Here is a 22,674-nt window from a genome sequence, read left to right on the forward strand (position 1 = left end):
GAAAACAACATTTCACTCCGCTTTTTGCATTTATTTATTCGGTTTCTCTGTTTTTAAAACGAATGAACTTAACGCAGGAACTTTAATTTTATTATCATTGACAACATAAAGCGTTTTACTACCTGCTTGTTTACCGTCCACTAGTACTTTCCAAGGACCTTTTGATGGAAGTGTTATGTCAATGTCTTCCATATTTGCATTGTGAGCCACCATAAAGTATTCGCTTTTATTCCCACTTACCTTTTCATCTATTGTATAAGCGACAACATTTTTTGGAACATCGATAAAAGTTATATGCTTTTTAATCTGTTCTGCAGATGTCATTCGAAATGCTGGATACTTTTTGCGTAATTCTATTAAGCCCTTCATATAATCTACTTCATTATTAAATGCTGCACGGCGCAACCAGTCCATTTGGTTAATTGAATCAGGAGATTTGTAACTGTTATGATCGCCGTATTTCGTGCGCATAAACTCTTGCCCTGCATGTAAAAATGGAATACCCTGTGATGTTAATAAAATCGAAGAAGACAATTTGTGCATTTGTTTTAACACTTCTTCACTGTCACCTGGATTAGTCAACTCAAGTTTGTCCCATAATGTATGATTATCATGTGCTTCCACATAAGTTAGCACCTGCTCTGGATCTTGATAGGTAGACGACTTTGTATCATAGTCAATACCTGCTGTAATGCCTTTTTTAATACGATCTTCCATATTTTCCTTCCCATTTACAAAGCCATTTTCTTTCTCCTCAAATACACTACCTTTCAATCCATCACGTATATTATCGTTAAAATGAGCAATCCCTTTCATTTTCTCTGCATTTTTTTGATTTGCTTTCAACTCAGCTGCAAGAGGTGTATTTAAATCCCAACCTTCTCCATGCAATATAATAGTAGGGTCAATTTGATTAACAGCTTTACGTATTTCATTCATTGTTTCATAATCATGAATACCCATTAAATCAAAACGGAATCCGTCTAAGTTATATTCTTTTGCCCAGTATGCTACGGAATCAACCATAAATTTTCTCATCATTTTTCGTTCTGAAGCAGTATCATTTCCTACTCCGGTTCCATTTGCAAATGTTCCATCTTCATTGTAACGGTAATAATAACCTGGAACTAACTTATGAAAATTAGATTCAGCAGCATTATACATATGGTTATATACTACATCCATTACAACACGAAGATTATTATCATGTAGTGTTTGAATCATTTGCTTTAATTCAGTTATTCGGACAGTAGGCTCATATGGATTTGTAGAATAGGAGCCCTCTGGAACGTTGAAGTTTTTCGGGTCATATCCCCAGTTATATTGTGGTTCGTTTAAATTCTCTTCATTTACTGATGCATAATCAAATATTGGTAAAAGCTGAACGTGCGTAACACCAAGATCTTTTATATGATCTAGTCCTGTTTTCACACCTTCAGGCCCTTTTGTTCCTTTTTCTGTTACGCCTAAATATTTCCCTTTCTGCTTAATGCCACTTTCGGGCTGAATAGAAAGATCATGTACATGCAATTCATAAATAATAGCATCTTCCGGGTTTTTAAATTTTGGCTTTTTGTTTGCTTTCCATTTTTTCGGATTTGTTTCTTCTAAATCAACAACTGCACCTTTATCCCCATTTACAGAAGCAGCACGTGCATACGGATCAACTGCTTCAGTCCACTTATCACCAATTTTCACTTTATACGTGTAATAGAGTCCTTTTTTGTTTCCTTTAAGTTCTGCTATCCAGGTCCCTTTTTCAGCTTGTTTCATGTTTATTTCAGTACCTATTTTATCGTTCCATTTTTCATATGTAACTAACTTCGCTTCACTCGCAGTAGGAGCCCATACACGGAACTTAGTAAATTGTGGCGTATATACATTCCCTAAATCGTTACCACCATAATAAAATGAATGATCAAATTCCTCACTACGAATGACTTTACCGATTTCAGTGTTCGTATCAGCTACGTTTTCAATTTTCACTTTGTATGATTGTTTTAAATCAATTTTCTGCTCCGTAATTATTTTCACCTTATTAGTAACATTTCCACTGCTTGTATCATAAGGACTAATATTCTTTATTTTAATGCCTTCAATTTCAATTTTCCGTTCCTTAATATGAAACGGGACATTAGTCGTTACAGTAATTTCATTGAAACTATCAATAGTTGCTTTTTGAATTGATAGATCCGAAGAAGGCTTAGAGTTATATACTTTATCATCACCAGAAAGAATCCACACTTCCGCACGACCGTCCTTTATATTTTCAATCCAACGATCGCCACCATCTTTTTCCCATTCATTTGTACGAATGATAAATCCTACACGATTATATTCACCATCTAAATTAATCTTAGCGTACTTTCCAAATTCATCTTCACCAGTAAATTCATATGATTTACCATTTGCATTTTCTCCCCATGTCCAAAGGTTCCAGTTCTTTGTATTTCCAGATTGCTCTTTGTAATGAATGATAACTTCAGTTGTTTTCGAATTTGAAACTGCCTTTACACTTTGAAAAGAGAAAACAGATGATAACATAACGATTATAGTAAGTAATAAAACTGATTTGTTAACTAATCTTTTTATCATTTGCACCACATACACCCTTTCTTTAAATAGTAGGCACAATTTATTATGCTCGTACTAAATTACACTATTTAAATTAATCTAGAAATCTCTTTTACTTCACCCCCATATTGGCTAATTTCACATATGTATTTCAATGACCTTTCAATACGAAAACGTTTGCATTAATATTCAAAAAAATAGATTTGTTTATATCTTCATATATTTGTAAATACTAAAAGATCAGGGAAATCATTTTAAAGCAATCGTTTGTTATCGCTTTCATTCTATAGTACTTCCTATCAATAGGTCAATATATTATTAATTTTCAGTTTTTTGATTTTAATCCTTATATATTTGTCACAGCTTATTGAAGATAGACAGCTTCATTTTCGCTTAGTAAGTTTATTTTCACTCATACATTGCTGCATAAAAAACAGCTACTATCTTTAAAATGACAGTAGCTGTTTTTCATAATGTAATAATATATGAATGAAAACTATATTTCTAACTTACTTAATTTTTGCTGCATCAAATGCCTTTTGAACTGCTTGAACTTCAGCTGTATTCGCTCCATATTTATTCGTTGCCACTCGAATACATGCTGATCTCAATTCTTTGAAATTAGAAGTCATATTTAACTCATCTGTATTTGCATAATAGAAGATATCAAACATTTTATCTTCACCAATCCCTTTAACAGTTACACCGTTATGAGTTCCACCTTGTGCAATGAGATACGCAACTTTATTAATAATACTTGAATTAAAATGAACGCCACCTTGATCCCATCCATTAAAATCATTAAATTCACTGTAATCATCTGGATAAGGTACACCAAGTGAAGATGGAACAGAAGCCGGGTTTTCCATATCACGGAAAACAGATCCAGTTTGTTCTCCCATCGTCCAGTTAAAGCTTCCATTATTTACGTATTTCTCAATAGATGTTCCCATAATATCAGATAGCGCCTCATTAATCGCACCAGATTCACCGTAGTATTCAAGATTAGATTCGCTAGAAGTAACAGCATGTGTAAATTCATGGCCAGCTACGTCATATGCTTTGACGATAGGATCTCCATATACAAGCATACTTCCATTATTCGCACTTAAAGCATTCTGCCAATTTTTCGGATCATTCGTATCTCCGGAATCCCAAGCATGTACAACTGAAACTACCTTTTGTCCCTTATTATCAAAGCTATTACGCTTATATTTATCTTTATAAAAATCAAATACTTTTGTTGCTAAGTAATGAGCACTTACTGCTTTTGGATCGTTAAATGTTGTCGAAGTACTAGTTGCTAATGTACCAGGATAATAGCTTTCTTCTTTAGTAATGTCTCTATAGTTCACATCATATGTTTCAATTCCTTGTCCTCTTGTATAATCAGCAAGAGCATATGTGCCATTATTTTGTTTAGAGATACCAAATGTACGTGATATACCTAAATCATCTTTTCCTGTTCCAGTTAATGATGTAAGATTACTTTTTTTACTTTTCTTTAATGCTCCAACTAGTTTTTCACTTGCTTTTAAGTTAGATTCTTGTACCATATTTTTTAACATATCACCATTTTGTGCATTTACTAAATAAGTTCCGGAAACATAGTTTGGTGTTGCAGCTTCAAATGTAACCTGGTATGCATTGCTAGCTTGTCCATTATTTTCATCAACAAAAATAACTTCTTTAACTTCTGGCTCAGTAATAAAATTGATATCGTTCCCGTATTTCGTATAAATATATTGTGTTGCTTCATCTTTTGATAGATTGATAGGTTTTTTCAATTCTTCTTGTTTTAAATTTTGCGCGCTATCGCCTGAAACACTTTTAATAACACCGTTATTATCTACGTGTGCAGTTAATTGATGGCCATATACTTCTTTTCCTTCGTATGTTTGCTGAATACGTACAAGTGTAGTCCCATCATATGAACCACGTTTTTGAAGAACTTTATAATCTACTCCTGTTTCCCCATTGACTTGCTTTGGAGAAAGAGCTTGTTCTGTTTTCTCCTTCAGAGCATCTTTTACTACATTCTCTGGCGCTTTTTGTGACGGTTGTGTAAGTTCACCCGAACGGAACGATTCTTCCTGAATTTGAACTTGTAGTTGATCTGTTTCCTCTGCATGACCTACTCCGTATGGTGCTACAGCTGTTAAAGCTAAGCCTGTTGTTAAAGCTACCTTAGTTAATGTCTTTTTGTTTTTCATTTTTTCACCTCGTATAATTTTTGAAATAGAAAGCTTGTACAAAGTATACTGTCTATTCATGTCGGAAAAAAGAGAAAATACAAAATTCATGTAACATTATGCAAAATTACATATATATGGCCGATGATATAAATAAAGAACGACACACATATGTATATTAATTTCAATAAAAAAAGAGCTCTTTTAGGCGCTCATCCAATTGGTTAGTTGTTAATTATCTATATTCATTCTAATCAAAGTACCCTTACATCCAAATAACAACATAAAAACCCACTCTTTACTATTTTAAGAGTAGGTTTAATGCTATTAAAATAACAATTATTATAGGACATCTTATAATTTATATTACTTATTTTAAATTATATTTTGGACATGAAGTTGATTTAGGATAAAGATGGATCAAATGAATACTAATGACCTTGATAAACAAGAAAAAGAAAGTGCGTGTTTTGTTTTATGATGTATATAGTATATAAATATTTTAGTGAGGCAGCGCATCTACAATTTAGATTTTTTAATATAATGTTGTTATGTATGTCTATAGTTGCATGGATTGTAACATTATGAGATAGCTGAAGTCTCATATGAGTTTCAGGCTTTTTTATTTTGTCAAAAATATCTTTAATTTGTCTCCCATTTAAATATAGTAAAGGACACATCTATTGCATGTTATTAGCTCGAGGTATGTTCTTTTAAAGCATATAATAAATATGCATAGTAAGAAATAAAACCATAATTATTCAAATAAAAAACCCCTCGGATTTGTTTAATGATCCAGGGGATTTTTTATCGTTGATTCTTTATATTTCCATACCAATCACAAACTTTTTTAGGATAATGGTATGTCCAAGTTTAATAGTTTTTTGCATGAAAGCTATCTATTTTATATTTATTTAATTATCCTACTAAGTTTTTTGTAAAATTCACCTTTTCTTTTTACATGATTAAACTGATTTGGATTAATATTAACTTTTTGTGAGAGTGCTACAATCTCTTCTTTTGTAATTGAATCTTTAGTATTTATAGATGCTATATTTGTATATTTTCCATCTTCTGTTTTTGGAATTTCTAAAATCCCTTTATTTACAAGATCCACTACAGCCTTATGCTCTGAAGAATGTGTATTCACGCCAGTAATTTTCCAATTATGCATAACTTTTGGTGTGTATACACCATTCTTTACCTCTTTTAAATATGTAATAGCAAGGTTACGAATGGTTCCACCAGTTTCCCCGAATGCATTCTCTTGTTTAGATGACCAAATTTGTTCAAACTTACGCCCCTCTAAAGCTCCACCTTTTGCCTGAAGAGCCTCCATTCTATATGCATTCATTCCTAGTGTCATAACATCGTTCGTTTTGATTGGTTTATTTGTACGAATAGAACGTAAATTTGTAATTCTACTTCCATATGGTTTTGCTAAGTCAATTTCATATTTTACGCCTCCAAAGAAATCATTCGTACTGTATTTAGAAGCACGACGGGTTTTATCAAAGCTAACTGTTACATCTCCGGCACGAGATGAGTTAAAGTACCCTGCCGCCCATTCCATATAGTCTTTTAAGTCTTTCCCAGTTACCTTATATACTGTAATTTCTCCCAAAGCATATTGATAATTATACGCAATATCTTTTTTCTTAATAGGACCTACATCCAAACGAGCATTATCGTTATCAATTTGATGGGCTACTACATCTGCTTTGCTGTAGTAGAGCATGACTTCATGAAAGAAATCTGATAAAGGTGTTTCTTGAATCTGCACACTTGGAATACCCTTTATTTCATTTTCAGGAACAAGGTTTCTACCCTTTAATTGAGCGACAACAACATTTGCATCTCCTCTCGCATACTCATGAAAAGGTGTCAGTGTGTCTTCAAGTGCAGGATCAGATACTACTGTTGTTCCATCAGTATTTTTTACAGGTATAGCGGTAGCAGTTTTATCTTTTAGAACCAGCTTTCCATCTTGCTTTGTAAAAGTAAGATCAATACGCGAGATATGTGTTCCATATTTATCTGGTTCTGTAATAATAACGCCATTTACAACTTCTTTTTTAACAAGTTTATGCATATGAGCTGCAAAAATAGCACTTAGTTCCGGACAAGCATTCGCAATATCTTGAACACCAGTACCAGGGATTCCATTCTCATTTTCTAGTCCCATATGCATAACCCCTACCATTACATCTACTTTACCCTCTAATTCATTAATTGCCTTTTTTGTCTCTTCTACTGGATTTTTCACTACTAAACCATCCAAATGATCTGTCCCTTTTTCAAAATCACTAATCATTGGTGTATTCATACCAATTATCCCGACTTTAATTCCACCTTTTTCAACAATCGTATATGCAGGAAGAAAACGCTCTCCATTTTCCTTATAAATATTTCCTGCTAACGTCTTTCCCTTATATTGCTCACTAACTTTTTTCAATGTATCTAATCCAAAGTTGAATTCATGATTTCCAAATGCCCAGGCGTCATATCCCATTGTATTCATCGCTACCATCATTGGCGATTGTGGCTTATCATTGAATAATTCTACTGAGTTTCCTTGAATTGTATCCCCAGCATCTACTAATATGGTATTTGGATTTTCTTGACGTACCTTTTTTATAACCGTATAAAGCTGTGTTAAACTTCCGCTCGTATTTGCACCATCGAGCGCATAATCCCAGGGCATAAATCTACCATGAATATCTGCCGTACCTAACAATGTAATATTAACATCAGATTCCTCAGCTTTTGAGATAGATGGCTTGACTATTACTGCTGTTCCAAGAAGTATAAAAATAACAAAATAACATAAATAGGTCTTCCATTTCATTTTTTGCATAATAACAATATTTCTCCCCTTTTTGTACTGCTATAAAGTTGCTTGAACTTAAAAAATGTAACTTATTATTCGGAAAAATTCAACTACAAAAGATAATTTTGGAGGTGGTTCTGTTGTGAAAATATAGAGAATAAAATGCATATCCCCCCCTAGCAGAATCGTATTTTCTTCTTCCTCTAACGTGTGAAGAGCGCTAAACCAACAGTAGATGTATAATTATGGACATATAACTCATTTCCGGAAATCATTATAACTTAAAGATATAGTGTGTAATGCTGGTTACATTTTCGGATTTCATTGCTAATTTATTTCCTTCTAAATGAAAATGCTGAGATTACTTCCAAAAATAATAACCCCGTTCTTCATTTAAGACGGGGTTACACTTATACAGCAATTCGGATTCAGTTTTTTTGAATGTTCGTTTCCTATTCAAGAGTAAGATCTGCTAGTTTCGTATTTTCTTCTGCTTATTGGTTGCTTTCAACTAAATTCATCGTAATTTTAATCAAGACTTGTATTTTATCACTCAAACCCTTGATGCTCTCCTAAATCGCTCAATAAATAGATAATAATTTTTACTTTTCAACTTCACAAAGCAATTTGACCTCTTTGATTTGTTCTATATGACGCTGTTCATGCAAATAGATTAATTCTATCCACTGATCAAGAAATAGTTCTCCAAGAGCTGGATGCATCACTGATTTTTTTACCAATTTAGATTCATCTTCTATTGAACTCAGAAAACGCATCAATTCTTTTCTAGAGTCGTTTAACAAATCAACCATTTGCAGCACTTCAAATGGTTCTATACTTGGTTCAATCATTTCTGGTGCTATAAATTTTATCGATCTATCTAATACAATAGTATGAATTTCTTTACGCTCATTTTGGAAACTATCCATCTTTTTTAATCCTGACGAAATAACCGTTATAACTCTCTCATCTAATAAAACTAAGTGATGACAAACTTGTGCTATACTCCATTTATCCTTATTTGGTTTTCTATTAAATTGAGCATCACTTAACAAAGTAATTTCCTCAAATAATTGATTTCTCTTTTCATAAAACTTGTCCTTTACAAATGTGTTCATGTGAATTCTCCTTTCATTAGAGCCTATATACTTAGATTCCTGCGTTAGAAATATTCTCTATAGAAGAAAGGTTTTCCTTCACTACTATTTCAATCAAATCTTTTCTTGCTTTAATAGTTTCTCTAATTCACGACTAAATATATGAGTTTTCTCAACATCCTTGAAGATTTCCTTGAGGTTATCATGTGCTACAGCTACACCATAATACTTTCCACGGAATCCTTTCAATACAAATACATAAAACGTTCCTAATTATCAATCTAGCATTAAATAAATGTAAAAAATGCCCCTATTCATTCATTTTTCATGCGTATGTATGTACATTTGTTAATTTATTCGATATATTATGTGTATTGAATGATTACGAAAAGCTTATTGGTCGCTAAAAAACACCTTATATTTTTATATCCGAGAAAACTACAAAATGTATAAAATTCCATTTGTCAAATGAATTTAATGCGGAAGGAGGTTTGTGGTTACTTCATCGGGATATAATAATCAGTTTTAAACTGATAAAAATATAGGAGGCGACAAAATGTTTCGTACGATTTCAAATTTCATGAGAGTAGCTGAGATAAGAAACAAAATTCTTTTTACATTAGCGATGCTAATTGTTTTTCGAATTGGCACGTTTATTCCAGTTCCTCATACTAACGCAGAGGTATTAAAAGTACAAGATCAAGCTAACGTTTTAGGTATGCTAAACGTATTTGGCGGAGGAGCACTGCAACACTTCTCAATCTTCGCTGTAGGTATTACACCTTATATTACAGCTTCCATCATAGTACAATTACTACAAATGGATGTTATACCTAAATTTTCGGAATGGGCAAAGCAAGGTGAGATGGGCCGTAAGAAATCAGCTCAATTCACTCGATACTTTACAATCATTCTCGCATTCATACAAGCCATTGGGATGTCTTATGGTTTTAATAATATAGCAGGCGGACAATTAATAACAGATCAAAGCTGGACTACATACTTATTTATTGCGACAGTTTTAACTGCAGGTACTGCATTTTTACTTTGGTTAGGTGAACAAATTACCGCTAATGGAGTAGGTAATGGTATTTCGATGATTATCTTCGCAGGACTTGTAGCAGCGATTCCAAATGTTGCGAACCAAATTTATTTGCAACAATTTCAAAATGCAGGCGATCAATTATTCATGCACATCATAAAGATGGTCTTAATTGGTCTCGTAATTTTAGCGATAGTTGTTGGCGTTATTTACATACAACAAGCCGTGCGTAAAATACCGATTCAATATGCAAAAGCTGTTTCAGGAAACAATCAATATCAAGGAGCAAAAAACACTCATTTACCTCTTAAAGTAAATAGTGCTGGTGTAATTCCAGTAATCTTTGCTTCTGCATTTTTAATGACGCCGCGTACAATTGCGCAGCTCTTCCCTGATTCAAGCGTCTCAAAATGGATAGTTGCAAATCTTGATTTTGCACATCCATTTGGAATGACACTTTATGTCGGTCTTATCGTTGCTTTCACATACTTCTACGCATTTATTCAAGTAAATCCTGAACAAATGGCTGAGAATTTGAAAAAGCAAAATGGATATGTGCCTGGTATTCGTCCTGGTAAATCAACAGAACAATATGTAACGAAAATTTTATACCGTTTAACATTTATTGGTGCGATTTTCTTAGGTGCCATTTCCATTTTACCGCTCGTATTCACAAAAATTGCTACGTTACCACCTTCTGCACAAATTGGTGGTACAAGCTTACTTATCATCGTCGGTGTAGCACTTGAAACAATGAAGACATTAGAAAGTCAGCTTGTGAAACGTCATTATAAAGGATTTATAAAAAAAGTAAATTAAGTAAAAAAACACAGTTGGTTATTTTTCCAACTGTGTTTTTGATTCTACTACATTTCCTTCTCAAATAATCTCCCTTGTTTGAAATAAGTCCGGAGTGTGGATCGATTAGCTAAAAATACACCAGCCAAAATAAAACAAGCACCTATCCCCATTGTAGGGTTTAAAGGTTCTCCTAATATGATATAGCCTACTATAATAGCGATTAACGGCGATACATATAACCACGTTGACGGGAATACAGGATTTGTTTTTGATAAGAGCCAATAATATAATCCATGCCCACCAATTGATCCGATAAAAATAAGATATAAAATAGGCCACTGTACACTCCATGAGGCTAATACAGATACATTCGGTTGTTCTACTACGGCAGACACGATTAATAGTAAAACTCCTCCATAAAACATTTGAATACCATTTATGAGAAATGGTGATACACTTTGTAAATCCGAAAGTATTTCTTTTGAGCGAATAGAGCCTATTCCGTAAAATAACTCTCCTATTATTAAAACAACACAAGCAATACTCCATATGAAACTTACTTCTTGGTGCATTCCTGGTAAAGAAACAAAAACAACACCTATTAGTGCAATAATTAAAGCTAGTAGTTGCTCCTTTTGTAATTTCGTCTTATTTCTCCTTGCCTGTAAAAACAAAATCATCATCGGTCCTGTTGCAGAAAGTACAGCAGCTAATCCCGAAGAAATAAATTGTTCTGCCCAGTACAGTGATGCGAATGTCATAAATGTTAAACAAAAACCAGCATACATAATACGTTTCGAAAATACATGTGGCATAATTTCTTTCCTTTTTAACTTAAATATAATCATCAAAATTACTCCTGCTAAAAAGAAACGAATGCCTGCTGAAAATAATGGAGGTGCTCCTGCTTCAATTCCGATTTTTATCGTTAAAAATGTTGTTCCGAAAATAATACATACTAAAATATAATTGAAAATAACCATTTTTCTTCCTCCTTTTCACTCTTACCATGAGTATAGAAGGTATGGTGTATAACAGTGTATCTATGTATATAACAGTTACCTAAAATTGTAGTTGATTCTCTCTATATTTTTCGCTTTAATGAAATAAAAACGAAAAAGGTGAAACTATGAAGATTGTCCTTCGTAAAGAATCCAACATACCGTATTACAAGCAAATATATATGCAAATCGTTGAAAGAATACAAAGTGGCATGCTTTCACATGGTGATGCACTTCCGTCTTTACGCTCTATGGCCGAAGATTTGCAGATTAGCCTATTAACAGTTCGTAAAGCATATAAGCAGTTAGAAAAGAAAGGATATATACGCATTGAGCAAGGAAAAGGTGCTTATATACATAAGAATGGAAAGAAAGATTTCAAACCAATTCCGTATACATGGCAACAAACGAAAACGATTAATGTTATGCGATCTCAATATGCAATGAATCAGCACCGGAAATATTACGATTTTTCACAAGCAATTTTATATCCTCGCTTATTACCAAATCCATTCTTAGCCGATGAAATGCATAAAATACTAGATAAAGACCAGATGATCCTAGCAACGTATGGGCCAGTTCAAGGCGATTATGAACTGCGAGTTGAAATAGCAAGTTACTTAAATGAACACCAGCAATTACTGACAGACCCATCTCAATTATTAATTACAAGCGGCGCTCAACAAGGAATTGATTTAATTGCTCAAACATTATTAAAACCTGGTGATATTGTATTAGTGGAAAGTCCGTGTTACAGTGCCGCACTTGATATTTTTATCAATAAAGGCGCTCAAATCATTCCAATTTCTCTTGATAATCATGGAATTCGAGCCGATTTAGTCGATGATATTTGTCAAAGTAAAAATCCCGTATTATTGTATACAAATCCGACTTTTCAGAACCCAACAGGTACAGTAATGAGTAAAGAACGGAGAATGGAACTTATAGAACTAGCAGAGCTATATAAGTTTTTTATAATTGAAGATGATTCTTTCGGAGAAATATATTTTGAGGGTGCGACTGTTCCCCCTCCTATCAAAAATTTTGATACGAATGGCCACGTAATATATATAAAAGGATTTAGTAAAACGTTAGCACCTGGACTGCGTATCGCCTCGCTTATTGCTGATGGACCTATTTTCGAATGGTTATATGCTGTAAAAGGTTCAATGGATATCGGTAGTCCTTTATTAACACAAAAAGCACTTCTATCTTTCCTGCGTGCAGAACGTATGAAAAACCATTTAGAAAAATTACGTACCGCTTTACAAATTAGACGTGATATAACGATTGATATGTTATCACGACTTACAGAAATAAGATTTGAAATACCAAATGGTGGATTTAATTTATGGATTACACTTCCTGACTCGATGGATCCCTTTAGCTTATTACAAATAGCAAATGAAGTAGATGTCTCTTTTTTACCAGGAACAGCTTGTCTATTAAATCCCGAAATAAATAATCACCAACTAAGAATTAGCTATTCTATGTTAAATGAAAAAGATATGTTAATTGGTTTAGAGAGATTACATGATACAATACGAAAATGTATATGATAGAGATAACATTACATGTCCAATAAGAAATACTATCCCAAAATGAAAATGTGACTTTTGGGATAGTATTTGTTTCTGAGTTTTTTTGTGGTTCAAACATTATCCTCCGACTTTCATTACAATCTTACCTCTAACATGTTGACCTTCACTCAAAATATGAGCTTCTCTAACCCCTGCTTCATTAAACGGAACAACTTTACTTATGATTGGTTTTATTTTTCCATGTACAATTAAATCTGATAATTCTTCTAGTTGCTTTCCATTTGGTTTTAACCATAAAAAACCTGATTTTATCCCTTTTACTTTTTGAATTGGCTCATGAACAATCGAAACTAACACACCACCAGGTTTTATAATTTGAAAACTTTTTTCTTGTACTTCTCCACCTATTGTATCTAACACAATATCAAAATCTGATAATAGTTCTTCAAATTTATCTTTTTTATAATCAATAATAAGATCCGCTCCTAAAGACTTTAAAAACTCTTCATTCTTACTACTTGCAGTTGTCGCAACAAAAGCTCCAAATGATTTTGCGATTTGGATAGCTAAACTTCCAACTCCGCCAGCTCCAGCATGAATAAGTACTCGGTCATGTTCTTTTATTTTTGCGTAATCTACAAGACTTTGCCACGCTGTAAGTCCTGCAAGAGGAATCGAAGCTGCCTCTTCGAAACTTAGATTTGTAGGCATATAGGATACTAAATCCGATTTTACTGTGATGAATTCAGCATAAGAACCCTGTCCTATATTTTCAGGTTTCGTATACACCTTATCTCCTATTTTGAAACACTCTACCTCTTCCCCAATTCCTTCAATAATTCCAGCTACATCTAACCCCAAAATGATTGGAAATAAAAATCGTAACTGTTGTTGTAAGTCCCCTTTTCTTATTTTCCAATCAACAGGATTAATAGATGTTGCGAGAATACGTATTAATACCTCGTTATCTTTAACATCCGGTTTTAAAACTTGTCTTTCTTTTAATTCTTCAACACTACCATATTGATCTATAACAATTGCTTTCATTTCCATTCCTCCTTGCTGTTTATTTTAATTACTTACAAATATTTCTCAAAATTTTTTGCCTTGAATTATCATAAACTTATTTTTGGAGGTAATTACGTAAGAAAGATTATGAATTCCAAAATGAATCTTACACACACCTTAGAATCATTCAAAACTGTATTTTTAATTACATTCAAAAGAAATGGGGATAACTTTATGACTGAAAAGATATTTAAAATAAACGGGATTGATATATGTACAGAAAGCTTTGGAAACCCTAAAAACCCAGCTGTTTTATTAATTATGGGTGCTACGTGCTCAATGGTTTATTGGGATGAAGAATTTTGTGAACAGTTGGCTAACACAGGGAAATTTGTTATTCGTTTTGATAACCGTGATGTAGGGCGATCTGTTTCATATGAACCTGGTACTTCCAATTATACAGTTACAAATATGGCAGAAGATGCAATCGGAGTCCTTGATGTTTATCATATTGATCAAGCACATCTATTTGGTATGTCTTTAGGTGGCATGATAGCTCAAATTGCTGCTGTAAAATATCCCGAAAGAATATTGTCGTTAACATTATTAGCTACAAGTGTAATAGGATCTGACAATAACACGCGCGATTTACCTCCGATGGATGAAAAAATTTTAACACATCATGCAAATGGCACGCATTTAGATTGGACCAATGATAAAGTTGTAGCAGAATATTTAGTTTCCGGATCTCGCCTATTATGTGGATCCAAACGAACATTTGATGAAAACAGAGTCTATAAACAAGTAATACAAGAAATAGAACGAGCTAACAATTTATTAAGTATGTTTAATCACGCTTTACTCCAGGGTGATGATGCTTATGAAGGTGTGCTTCACTCCATACAATCACCTACATTAGTTATTCACGGAACAGACGATACAGCACTCCCTTTCGAACATGCTCTCGCACTTATTGATGAAATTCCTAACTCAGTCCTATTAACCCTCGAAGGCGCAGGACATGAGAATCATCCTGATGACTGGAAAGACATAATTCATGCTGTTACTGAACATACTTCTAAAATATAGGTGAATAACGTATAGAAGGGGCACACCACAATTTGTGCCCTTTTATTCGTTACATGAAAAAAGCCCATCACTGTATCCATATGTATAGTGATGGGCACTTCTTATATTTTTCTATGTTTAAAAAAACGGACAATCTAATTGATCAACAGATTCCCATGATTTTTTTTTTATATTTTCGGTGGATTTATTAGCTTCTAGTGGTACGTTTTTAAAAGGGTTTACTTCAACTTTTAATATGGAAGATGGCTCTACGTATAATGAGAAAACATGGCTACTAGGTATAGCTTTTGACACATCAATATCTCCTACTTGTTTAAAAAGTTGCTGCGCTGCAAAGAAAAAGAAATTCGTTGGGTTCGATTGTTTATTTAGCCATGCAAGCATTTCAGGTGATACCGACTTATGAATATTGATTTTTACCCGATCACCACGTTTATATCGCCTAGATCGCATACTTCCACCAACTAACTTATCGTTAAGTTTGTAAACCCTAACTCTTTTTGCTTATGCTCTCTATATTTTGGTGAACAAGTGTATACTAATAATCCACGTGCATTTGTAAATAACGGATTATCTACAAAAATTACATTTGTTAATCGTCCTTTTTGCTTTAAAATCATTTTCAAACTGTTTTTAATAATTACTGCGCCCCCGCCATAAATAAATACGTATGGATCATCTTTCATATCATCAATTTTATTTATGATATCCGTTGCGACACGCGCTGCTAAACCTAATAATGCCGGCTGTGATTCTTCAACTAATAACGCATTTCGCGGGTGCTTTTCATGTAAATAAATTTGGTTAAATTCTGTAATGCTATCAATCGTCTTTGTTGGATATTTCCGGTTCCATCTCGTAATAATTTGTAGCAACGTTTCTTTCACACCGTATGATAAACCCTTACTTAATTGTGGTCTAAAGTTAACACCTAGAGAAACTACTTCCTCTGTCGTTCCGGCACCAATATCAAAAGATAATAGTGTTTTATCAACAAAATCAATTTCTGAAACTTGATTTTGTTCACATTCTATTTTATGTTTCACAACATTTCCTTCTTCATCATATACAATGCCCCACGTCCCGGAAGCACCTTCAGGTAGGCATTTACAAAACTCGATAGATACATTAATCGTAACATCACGTCCGTTTGGATAATGGAACACAACTTTATGATTACCCATATAACGTTTCGCATTTTCCGCAGCTATTTCTTGTGTAATAAGCTGCATAGGAAGAGCAACAGATAAATCGTAACGAATATTAATATGACTTGAAGTTGGACTTTGACGCATAGCACTTACCGCTAAACCCGATAGAATTGTAATAACCATTAACTCATCAGTTGACTTATTCGATTTCTTCTCAACCTCAGTACCTTTTAATTGATCTTGAATGACTTTTTCTCCAACAATATACCGCACGTTATTTAACATTAGCGATGGAGAACTAATGGTCACGTCAATGTGATTTTCTAATTCAGATAATGAAACATCTACCTCATCTAACAATCCTGTAGGCTCTCCTATATATAAAGAATATATACTCGGAATAAAAATAGGGTCTTGCCCTTTCACCATTAACTTCAAACCGTTATTTCCTGCATCAGCACCAGCTTTTAATAGAATAGACATAACTACCCCCTAAATTAATCTGACATCCCTTCCAAATATATGCGAGCCCATTCTTTTACATTCAGATGTAATGTAATTTTTTGTTTATCGTAAAAACAAAATATCACATTTTTGTCCCTTTATGTAAAAAGTATTTGACATAAAACTTTTCCAATTTTATACTATGAATGTAAAGAGTTTTTTACATAATAGGAGGTGTCATTTCTAATATGAATCGCAAAAATTTCATTTTACTAACAATCATTTTATCGTTACTTGGAATACTTATACACGGAGCCTATAAATACATTTCTGAAGGTGTGATTTTAGGTGGAACAATCTTCACAAGCGCTATATTAATTGGCTACCTCATCAATCATATTACGTGGGGAGATCCTCACGGAGTATCAGAAGAAAGCCAAGATGAAATGGGACAACAAATTAAATATAAAAGCTTTAAAATTGCTTATTTTGTACTAATAGGCCTTATGTTTTTTATTTTAATAGCATCAGAAGGATTTGCATTCTTATTACTCGATGAAATAAAGAATCTTCCTCTTTTTATCACCCTTTGTTCTTCTTTCTTTATTTATCCTATTGTCGAACTTATAGTCGCAAAACAATATAAATAAAAAGGTGAGATTTTCTATATACAGAAAATCTCACCTTTTTAAATTTACATATCCTCAACTATCGTTTTTAATGTATTCACAGTCCGCCAATTCCTTATTGTGGCTGGTGTATGAAGCTTCTGAAACTGGTTCATTAATTTAGAATTTCTAATGCTGTTTTTGAATAACAAATACACAACTTTTTCACGTATATAACAATCTTCAGTTTCATTTTTTTGCATAAGTAGTTGATCCTTTTCTTTTTCAGAAAGTTCATTTGCTAAGAAGGCAACATGTATACTTTCCCCTTCAAGCAATGAATCGACTTCATAAGGACACCTTTTTATCGTATTTATAAATTCATCACGTGTTCTTAACATGACTGGGACATCAAAACCAAAAACGTTTTTAATTTCCGATTGTATTCGTTTATTTAGAAAATCAATATCTTTTTCGGATTCGAACATAATATTACCGCTTTGAATATATGTTTTTACTTGTTTTAACCCTATGGATTCAAACATTTGTTTTAAATCCGCCATTTTGATTACCTTATGCCCACCTACATTGATTCCTCTTAGTAATGCAATATAAATTGTCATATCGTTTCTCCTCGTTTAAATGTGTTTTAAAGTTGATATAAAGATATTTAATACCCTAAGAACCTTACTACATTTTATTATAATGAGGTTCTTATAGCGGTTAAATTTTATTCAACAAACGAAAGCATCCGTTTGTTGAATAAAAAATGCTTTCGTTATAGAGCCGTTGACTTTTTAAACAAAGGTATGCATCCTCCACTAGGACCATAAGCAACTCCAATTTTATCCCATCCATATTTTTCATAATAGCCGTTAAGATCTGAAGTAAGATAAAGAAAATGGTACCCTCTTTTTGCAGCTTCTAGCAGTCCATGATTCAACAATTTTTCACCAATAGAGTTACCCCTAAATTTTTCATCTACAAACAAACATGCTAGCCACGGGCTCAAATCTTGACGACTATTTAAATCATTGCGAATTAATGCATATGTTCCGATAATTTTATCATCTACTTTTGCAATGTAAAAACTCGGTATGTCATTTGGATCAGTTAAAGCATGAATCATACAATCTTCATAAAATGCACGCCCACCTTCCTCACCCCATTCTTTCCAAAAAACATCTATTGCCCTATTAAATAAGTCATCCTTCTTTAGTAATTGAATGATTTCCATAAAGTTGCACCCCAAAAAAGTATTATTTAATAATTGTAGAACTAACTAAATTTAATGTTTTTCAAGTATCTTTATTTTTTTATGTATCTAGCTATAATTTCTTTACTCCTAAATAAAGCCTTTTAATATATATTCTCTTATCGGTCTAAATAAAAAAACTTACTACTTTATTATGCAAGAGTAAGTTTTCTTCTCATTATTTTATGATAGGTAAATGCATTATAATTTGTTGACCAATTGGTCCCATTCTTCTAAAGCCTTTATCTTGGAAACCAACTTTTTCATATAAATTTTGTGCAGGAATATTTTTTTCATTTACAGCAAGTACAACCTCATTTTTTATCGGGAAATAACGTTTTACAAACTCTTGTAATAGTGCCAATGACTTTTTGGCATATCCTTTTCTTTGTCTATTGTGATTTATAGAAAATGATGTTAAAAGTAAAGCATCTTGATTGTCTGTGAACTCCTGTACTCTATCTCCTGTTTGCAATGCGAAAAGACCGACAGGTACCCCATTGTAATCTAAAATAACAATCACATTTTTTGTTCGATCACTTTTTGCTTTCTCCAATAATTCACCTGGATCTGATGTGAATTGAACTTGTTCACTTGGTAAAGTAAATGTTTGTATAACTTCCTTATATTTCTCCTTATACGGAACTAATTGAATTTCCCCTGTATGTATGTTCATGCGAAACTCTCCCATTTTCAACTTATTAACTTAAACCTTGCTGCGCTTTTGAAATTACTTTTCCATCTAAAAAAGTAATTTCAACTAATGAAGTTGGATCGCTTCCCTTCCAAGAAAAAATTTGTTTAATTTGTGTAGAATCTTCTACACCTTCTTCTATAAGTAAATTACCATCAAAACCAATTAAATCTTTCACTTCTGTATAAGTCATTCCTTCATTTATGTTCGAGAAATGATTTAAATTGATAGAATCTTTCTGCTGCCTTTCCATCACAGTAGAAGAAGTCGCTGTTTGTTTTTTCACTTCTTTCTTCTGTTCACACGCTGTCATACTGAAACCTAAGCATAAACTACAGACTATTAATGCGCTTTTTTTCATCATAACAGTTGTCCCTCCCATCATAATTAAACCATATATTCCCTTAAAAATAAACTGAATATTAAATATTATAATGAAAAATCCCCGTACAATTAAGTACGGGGTTAAATTTATTTATTCAAATGATTATTTGATTGGTCATTCTGTTCTTTTCTTAGTTCTTGTTCTTCATCTTTTGGTAATTGTTTATCATTATCTTTAATTGGATTCGTTTCTCGATTTTCAATCATGTCATTTGGAACTTGTGGCATTACACGGCCAACGATTGCAGCTAACTCATCAAGTATACCTTCACCTGTTTTTCCTTTTTTAATTTGCTTTCCAATTTGTTTCAGTCGTTCATACGTATCAACATCTGCTACAACGACTGCATTAGCACCATCAGGATCGTTTTTCAAACTTTCTGCAACGGAGTATTTAATGGACTCAACGCGAGTTCGATCAAGTTTCGCTTTTACATCAATACCTACAATTGCATATTTGCCGAACACTACCGCAGTTGCATCATTCACACCTGGCACACTTGCGGCTAAAGATGCTAAATGGTCCGCTGCTTTTTCATTTGGCTTATTTGGTTTGTTCGTGTAATTAACATTTTTCGTCGAAACATTTTTTTGCTCTGGTTTTTCGTTTGGATTGTCCTTTTTTCCAATACTGCATCCAGTTATTAAAAAACAAAGCATCAACATATATATTAGAATCTTCATTATTCTCACCACTTTACTATTAAAGTTTAATCATAAATTTTTTCAACAGCTTGCATTTTCTTCACTTTTTCCTCTGCGCCGCTATTTGCATTAATGAAAATTTGGTACGTGTCTTTCCCTAAAGTACCTATAAACTCATAGCAAAGTACTTCATTATGCAAATCATTTACTACGACAGCTTTTCGTTCTTCCATAACTTTAACATCTGGATTGATTTTCTTTCTTGCTTCTGCTGCCGTTAGCTTTGCTGATGGAACTGTTCGTTTTTGATGTGATGCTAAATATTCTTTTGCGGAGAATCCAACGATAGAACCGTCATCTAAAGCAATTTTCATTTGGATTGCTTCTGGATAGATTCGTATACCATTCTCATTTACTACATACGTAAATACACCAACATTATCATATTGCGAACTATCGTAAAGCTCCATATTATTAAATTTATGGTCCTTTAAAAATGTCAAACCTTTACTTCCTGCATCATTTAAACTAATTTTTTGTTCTTTAATTTCACGATTATTCATAACCCAAATTGGATATCCGCCTTTTCCGGTAATATCCATATAAAACTCATTATTCGTTGCTGGATCTTTTATTTTCACACTATAGAAAGATTCTTTCGCACCTTTTCCACTTTTCTCAACATCTACTTTTTCATTTCCTTTTAAGTTCAAAAACGATTTTGCAATTTTCGCTGCTTCATCTTTAGAAATCGCTTTCCCTTCCGCTTCAAATCCACCTTTTTTATTTTTTTGTGCACTAGTAAAGGTAGGTCCAAAGTTTGTAGATGAATACGATGTAACGTTTTTCTCTACTGTTTTTAAACCGTCAATAATTGTATTGTCTGCAGGATCACGATTTGATGCGAGTGCCATCTCAACATCCATCCAGCGTAAATTATTTTTCAAAACTAGATGTTGTACTTTTCGTAATTCATCTTGTATATTTCCCGCATTTGAATATAAAGTTTCCAACGTTTTATATTCTTGATCATTTAACGGCTCTTTTTCTAAATCACGAATGGCTGCACGATAACTAAAATCACCGATATTCGCTAAAAATTCTTCCGTTTTATTAAAAGGCATTAATGTTAAAGGAAGTTGTCCTACATCCGAACGCGCTTCAGATGTTAATCTCCATACATCTGCTAATGCAGGTGATAAAGATGCACGTGAATTCATTGCAAGCGTTGTTCCAATTTTGTCGTGCAATAGATCAACCTCATATGCTAAATCATGAAACGCCCGTTGATAGCTATTTTCCGCTCGAATTAATACTGCATTCTTCTCTTGGTGCTCTTTATAGCCCCAGTAACCCGTTCCAACTACACCGACTGTTAATAATACGATTATAATACCTCGTAACATAGTTCCACCTCCGCTCTATTTACAGAAAATATGTTTTCCGATCTTTTTAATTTGTGGACGAGTCCAAATCCATTTACTTGTCGCTGTATCTGGATTGAAATAATACAATGCATTTCCTGTTGGATCCCATCCATTTAGTGCATCTAATACAGCTTTTTTCGCTGTTTCATTTGGTGTTAAATATATTTGTCCATCCGCAACCGCCGTAAAGGCCCTTGGTTCAAATATTACTCCTGAAACGGTATTTGGAAATGATGCACTTGTAACTCGGTTTATAATAACCGCAGCTACTGCAACTTGCCCTAAGTACGGCTCACCACGAGATTCTCCATATACTGCGTTTGCCATGAGCTGAATATCATTTTGAGAATAACCATTTGGAACATTTGTCCCTTTATTTTGAGGTGGTTTATTTTCTTGTGCAGTACCACCACTATTTCCTTTATTCGTTGTTGTTCCTTTATTAGCAGTCGACTTGTCATACTTCGTTGCCTTCACAAGCATTTGCTTCGTTTTAGCTCCAGCTAAACCATCAACAGGTAATCCGAATTTCTCTTGAAAATTTCGAAGTGCCCAGTATGTACCCCATCCGAAAACCCCATCCACTTTTCCCGTATAAAATCCGTTATATTTCAAACGAGATTGCAGTTCAATGACATCTTCACCAGATGCTCCTCTTTGAATGACTTGATTAGAAAAAGCTTCTACATTTTTTAGTTGTATACTACTTACCATCAAAGATAGTCCGATGAACGCAAGTAAAATTGCTATTTTAAAAATAGCTTTTTGACGCATAATTTTCCCTCCTTGATTACAGAAATGATTTCTTGGTTATGTTTTGTAAAAGACTCGCTTTTATGTAAAGAAGACAAAAAAATCCAAACTCATATCGTTAAAAAAATATGTAAACAA

19 protein-coding genes are annotated in these 22,674 nt (G+C 33.3%); 4 read left to right on the top strand and 15 right to left on the bottom strand.

The genetic code is table 11. The annotated features are described in order from the left end of the window. Positions 1-30: 30 nt before the first annotated feature. The 4 genes from pulA to MR113_RS00820 all read right to left on the bottom strand — a co-directional run bounded on the left by pulA (position 31) and on the right by MR113_RS00820 (position 8,714). On the bottom strand, positions 31-2,601 hold the full coding sequence (gene pulA, locus MR113_RS00805) for a type I pullulanase (RefSeq protein WP_242250622.1): 2,571 nt from the start codon (positions 2,599-2,601) through the stop codon (positions 31-33). A gap of 482 nt (positions 2,602-3,083) precedes the next feature. Then, positions 3,084-4,787: a M4 family metallopeptidase gene (locus tag MR113_RS00810; RefSeq protein ID WP_242250623.1), complete on the bottom strand. Its 1,704-nt coding sequence runs from the start codon at positions 4,785-4,787 to the stop codon at positions 3,084-3,086. 889 nt (positions 4,788-5,676) lie between these two features. Then, complete coding sequence (locus MR113_RS00815; RefSeq protein WP_242250624.1) at positions 5,677-7,623, bottom strand: bifunctional metallophosphatase/5'-nucleotidase; 1,947 nt, start codon at positions 7,621-7,623, stop codon at positions 5,677-5,679. 575 nt (positions 7,624-8,198) lie between these two features. Beyond that, positions 8,199-8,714 carry a DinB family protein gene (locus MR113_RS00820; RefSeq protein ID WP_242250625.1) on the bottom strand — a complete coding sequence of 172 codons (516 nt, stop codon included), beginning with the start codon at positions 8,712-8,714 and terminating at the stop codon, positions 8,199-8,201. Positions 8,715-9,249: 535 nt separating this feature from the next. Here MR113_RS00820 and secY point away from each other — a divergent pair. After that, positions 9,250-10,554, top strand: a complete 1,305-nt coding sequence (gene secY / locus MR113_RS00825) for a preprotein translocase subunit SecY (protein WP_000490104.1) — start codon at positions 9,250-9,252, stop codon at positions 10,552-10,554. 47 nt (positions 10,555-10,601) lie between these two features. On the opposite strand, the gene MR113_RS00830 is transcribed toward secY, so the two are convergent. Next, positions 10,602-11,519, bottom strand: a complete 918-nt coding sequence (locus tag MR113_RS00830; protein ID WP_242250626.1) for a DMT family transporter — start codon at positions 11,517-11,519, stop codon at positions 10,602-10,604. 146 nt (positions 11,520-11,665) lie between these two features. Between MR113_RS00830 and pdxR the strand changes: the two genes are divergently transcribed. Further along, the gene (gene pdxR / locus MR113_RS00835; RefSeq protein WP_242250627.1) at positions 11,666-13,096 is read left to right on the top strand and encodes a MocR-like pyridoxine biosynthesis transcription factor PdxR; all 1,431 of its coding nucleotides are present in this window, start codon (positions 11,666-11,668) and stop codon (positions 13,094-13,096) included. Between the two features lie 99 nt (positions 13,097-13,195). Here the strand turns inward: pdxR and MR113_RS00840 are convergent, their stop codons facing one another. After that, positions 13,196-14,125 (bottom strand): NADP-dependent oxidoreductase, encoded by a 930-nt coding sequence (locus MR113_RS00840; RefSeq protein WP_242250628.1) that lies wholly within the window; start codon positions 14,123-14,125, stop codon positions 13,196-13,198. 195 nt (positions 14,126-14,320) lie between these two features. Between MR113_RS00840 and mle the strand changes: the two genes are divergently transcribed. Then, a complete protein-coding gene (mle, locus tag MR113_RS00845) occupies positions 14,321-15,175 on the top strand; it encodes a BCA family alpha/beta fold macrolide esterase (protein WP_242250631.1) in 855 nt (284 codons plus the stop codon). A 117-nt stretch (positions 15,176-15,292) separates the two neighbouring features. Here mle and MR113_RS00850 read toward each other — a convergent pair whose 3' ends face one another. Together MR113_RS00850 and MR113_RS00855 are read right to left on the bottom strand one after the other, a co-directional pair. After that, positions 15,293-15,628: a hypothetical protein gene (locus MR113_RS00850; RefSeq protein WP_061679806.1), complete on the bottom strand. Its 336-nt coding sequence runs from the start codon at positions 15,626-15,628 to the stop codon at positions 15,293-15,295. An 11-nt stretch (positions 15,629-15,639) separates the two neighbouring features. Beyond that, on the bottom strand, positions 15,640-16,809 hold the full coding sequence (locus MR113_RS00855) for a ParM/StbA family protein (protein ID WP_242239590.1): 1,170 nt from the start codon (positions 16,807-16,809) through the stop codon (positions 15,640-15,642). Between the two features lie 209 nt (positions 16,810-17,018). Here MR113_RS00855 and MR113_RS00860 point away from each other — a divergent pair, with 209 nt between their 5' ends. Beyond that, positions 17,019-17,420: a hypothetical protein gene (locus tag MR113_RS00860; RefSeq protein ID WP_242250633.1), complete on the top strand. Its 402-nt coding sequence runs from the start codon at positions 17,019-17,021 to the stop codon at positions 17,418-17,420. A gap of 44 nt (positions 17,421-17,464) precedes the next feature. Here the strand turns inward: MR113_RS00860 and MR113_RS00865 are convergent, their stop codons facing one another. From MR113_RS00865 to sleB, 7 genes are all read right to left on the bottom strand, one after another. Then, positions 17,465-18,001, bottom strand: coding sequence for a DUF1697 domain-containing protein (locus MR113_RS00865; protein ID WP_242250634.1), 537 nt, complete (start codon positions 17,999-18,001; stop codon positions 17,465-17,467). 155 nt (positions 18,002-18,156) lie between these two features. Beyond that, positions 18,157-18,615: a GNAT family N-acetyltransferase gene (locus MR113_RS00870; RefSeq protein ID WP_242250635.1), complete on the bottom strand. Its 459-nt coding sequence runs from the start codon at positions 18,613-18,615 to the stop codon at positions 18,157-18,159. Between the two features lie 196 nt (positions 18,616-18,811). Continuing rightward, positions 18,812-19,309, bottom strand: coding sequence for a GNAT family N-acetyltransferase (locus MR113_RS00875; protein WP_001020879.1), 498 nt, complete (start codon positions 19,307-19,309; stop codon positions 18,812-18,814). A 25-nt stretch (positions 19,310-19,334) separates the two neighbouring features. Further along, positions 19,335-19,691, bottom strand: a complete 357-nt coding sequence (locus MR113_RS00880; protein WP_242250636.1) for a hypothetical protein — start codon at positions 19,689-19,691, stop codon at positions 19,335-19,337. A 107-nt stretch (positions 19,692-19,798) separates the two neighbouring features. Then, positions 19,799-20,395 carry a YhcN/YlaJ family sporulation lipoprotein gene (locus MR113_RS00885; protein WP_242250638.1) on the bottom strand — a complete coding sequence of 199 codons (597 nt, stop codon included), beginning with the start codon at positions 20,393-20,395 and terminating at the stop codon, positions 19,799-19,801. A gap of 26 nt (positions 20,396-20,421) precedes the next feature. Continuing rightward, entirely contained in the window at positions 20,422-21,762 is a 1,341-nt protein-coding gene (ypeB, locus tag MR113_RS00890) for a germination protein YpeB (protein WP_097818025.1), read from the bottom strand. A gap of 15 nt (positions 21,763-21,777) precedes the next feature. Further along, entirely contained in the window at positions 21,778-22,557 is a 780-nt protein-coding gene (sleB, locus tag MR113_RS00895) for a spore cortex-lytic enzyme (protein ID WP_242250639.1), read from the bottom strand. Between the last annotated feature and the right edge of the window lie 117 nt (positions 22,558-22,674).

The sequence above is a fragment of the Bacillus cereus group sp. BfR-BA-01379 genome (genome assembly GCF_022663605.1).
Classification (GTDB): domain Bacteria; phylum Bacillota; class Bacilli; order Bacillales; family Bacillaceae_G; genus Bacillus_A; species Bacillus_A mobilis.